General features: G+C 60.7%; 1 protein-coding gene and 1 pseudogene. Both read right to left on the bottom strand.

Annotated elements, in window-relative coordinates; genetic code table 11:
• Positions 1 to 95 precede the first annotated feature (95 nt).
• A complete protein-coding gene (locus tag ACPYOP_RS32825) occupies positions 96 to 1,235 on the bottom strand; it encodes an epoxide hydrolase family protein (protein ID WP_481414367.1) in 1,140 nt (379 codons plus the stop codon).
• A gap of 234 nt (positions 1,236 to 1,469) precedes the next feature.
• A pseudogene (locus ACPYOP_RS32820) lies at positions 1,470 to 1,727 on the bottom strand (IS5/IS1182 family transposase); the annotation flags it as partial.
• Positions 1,728 to 2,001 lie beyond the last annotated feature (274 nt).

The raw sequence follows: 2,001 nt of genomic DNA, 5'->3' as shown, positions 1-2,001 counted from the left end.
GCCTTTACACGACCTACCCTGCCCTCCTTACCGACAGGTGAATTTGGTTTGACAGCACTCCACGCACAGCGCTTCGGAAACGGAAATCTCCACCTTCAGGCGCGCGCTCCCGACACCGTCGCGATAAAGGCGCGCAGGTCGGCCAGCATCAGTTCCGGCTCTTCCAGCGCGGCGAAATGCCCGCCCCGCGGCATGTCGGTCCAATGCACGATATTGTAGGTCTTCTCCGCGAACGAGCGCGGCGGCGGCAAGAACACCGGATCGGGGAAGGCCGCAACGCCGGTCGGCACCTGGATGTGGGTGCCGGCCGGGAGCATCCGCGACTCTTCAAGCCGGCTGCCGTAGTAGATCCAGGTTGCAGTCACGAACGATGCCGGCGCAATGTAGAGCATGATGTTGGTGAGGAGTTCCTCCTCGGAAAACTTGCTCCAGATGTCCGGGTCGCCATCGGCGGTTGTCGGAAGATCGGCCCACTTGCCGAACTTTTCGAGTATCCAGCCCGCCGCTCCGACCGGGCTGTCGGCCATCGCGACGCCGAGCGTTTGCGGGCGGGTTGCCTGCTCGTGAAAGTAGGCGCTCTCCTGATCGGCAATCGCGGCCCGATTGGCGGCGAAGGACTTCTCCTCGCCGGTCGTCGGAGCGGCGTCCTCCGCACGCACGGTCATCATGTTAATATGGATGCCGCGCAGAGCGTCCGGTCGATCATGCGCTGCCCAGGCCGCGATGCCGTGGCCCCAATCGCCCCCTTGAATGAAATACCGCGCGTCGCCGAACAGTTGGATCATCAGCCCATGCACGAGCGCAGCAGCCCGCCGCGGGCCGATCGGGCCCGTGATCGGGGTGGAGAACGCGAAGCCAGGAAGCGAGGGGACGACAACATCGTGCCCGTCCGCTGCGAGCGGCTCCAAGAGCCGCTCGAACTCGAGATACGAGCCCGGCCAGCCGTGGAGGAGCAGGACGGGCGGCTTGAAGCCGTCGCCTTTCACATGAACGAAGTGGATGTGCTCGCCTTCCACGTCGGCCATGAAGTTGGGGAGTGCGTTGAGTCGCCGTTCGACCGCACGCCAGTCATAGCTGTCCCGCCAATACGCGGTGAGCCGCTTGAGGTCATCAACCCCGACCCCCGCTGACCAGCCTCCCGCATCCGGCAGCTGGCTCCAGTCATAAGCCTCGACCTTAGCTCTGATCGTGGCGAGCCGTTCGTCAGGGATGTTGATCGTGTAGGGTGAAATCATGATGTTCTCCGCTTAAGCTGGGATGCGGTTCGATGGAGAGGGCGTCCACCAATCTGCTATCCGAATTGTCGATGGATGTTCTGAGAGCCGACGGCCGCTCGGCATACTGCTCGGTACGTCGCCGAGGTTGAAATCGAACCTTCTACCTGTTGTTATCCAACGAATGGATACCCACCCGATGGTGTTGGTGCGCGGATATGAAATCGAACGCATTTCGATCTTTGATGTAGTTGGTTATGCCTGTGTGACTTGACGCCGGATAGACTCCGGGCGTCCACATGCCAGCATGCGGTTGAGAACGATGCAACCGATGGCAACCTCGGTCTGTTGAGCCGGAAGAGAGCGTGCTCGCATGCGCCGTCCGATCAGGCCCTTGTATCGTCCGACGGCTGTTTCGCTCAACGCGCGCTTGCCATAGCCGGTGGCTGCCTGCCATTTCAGCCGACCGTCGTTTGCGATTGCGGCAATGTGCTTGTCCCTTTGACCCGGCGGTCCGGTATCACCGCTTTCCACCGCCGTCGCAAAAGACACCAAACGCAATCCACAGCAGGGAGAACTGTTACTGATTACTGTCTCACCGATGGGGTGCAGTCCACTTCGTAGTCACGCCAATTCGTCACCCTGAATTTCATCTTTCCGATGTGATGACGACGATCTGCGTTGGTTTGTACGGCATGGCACTCGGATCAAGCTGATTTCGATCCTGCCTGCCTATCGCCAAATCGTTGACAAAGGATCGATGCACCAACGCTTGGTTGCGCGCCAA

This window comes from Rhizobium sp. KNZ2-6A (assembly GCF_056755475.1).
Note: the sequence above shows the minus strand (reverse complement) of the source record. Positions and strands in the feature narration are given on the sequence as shown.

Excerpts from the sequence above, each read along its gene's own strand:
- ACPYOP_RS32825 (WP_481414367.1), bottom strand. The coding sequence starts at position 1,235 with ATGATTTCACCCTACACGATCAACATCCCTGACGAACGGCTCGCCACG.